Here is a 625-nt window from a genome sequence, read left to right on the forward strand (position 1 = left end):
GTGTCGCTGCCGCAGCTTCGGTGCATGGTTTAGCCCCGTTACATCTTCCGCGCAGGCCGACTCGACCAGTGAGCTATTACGCTTTCTTTAAATGATGGCTGCTTCTAAGCCAACATCCTGGCTGTCTGTGCCTTCCCACATCGTTTCCCACTTAACCATGACTTTGGGACCTTAGCTGGCGGTCTGGGTTGTTTCCCTCTTCACGACGGACGTTAGCACCCGCCGTGTGTCTCCCGTGATAACATTCTCCGGTATTCGCAGTTTGCATCGGGTTGGTAAGCCGGGATGGCCCCCTAGCCGAAACAGTGCTCTACCCCCGGAGATGAGTTCACGAGGCGCTACCTAAATAGCTTTCGGGGAGAACCAGCTATCTCCCGGTTTGATTGGCCTTTCACCCCCAGCCACAGGTCATCCGCTAATTTTTCAACATTAGTCGGTTCGGTCCTCCAGTTAGTGTTACCCAACCTTCAACCTGCCCATGGCTAGATCACCGGGTTTCGGGTCTATACCCTGCAACTTAACGCCCAGTTAAGACTCGGTTTCCCTGCGGCTCCCCTATACGGTTAACCTTGCTACAGAATATAAGTCGCTGACCCATTATACAAAAGGTACGCAGTCACACCAC

1 rRNA gene is annotated in these 625 nt (G+C 53.4%); it reads right to left on the reverse strand.

The window, feature by feature from the left end:
* A 23S ribosomal RNA gene (locus CKF42_RS20945) occupies window positions 1–625 on the reverse strand; the annotation flags it as partial.

Source organism: Pantoea sp. ARC270, from assembly GCF_003236725.1.
GTDB lineage: Bacteria > Pseudomonadota > Gammaproteobacteria > Enterobacterales > Enterobacteriaceae > Pantoea > Pantoea anthophila.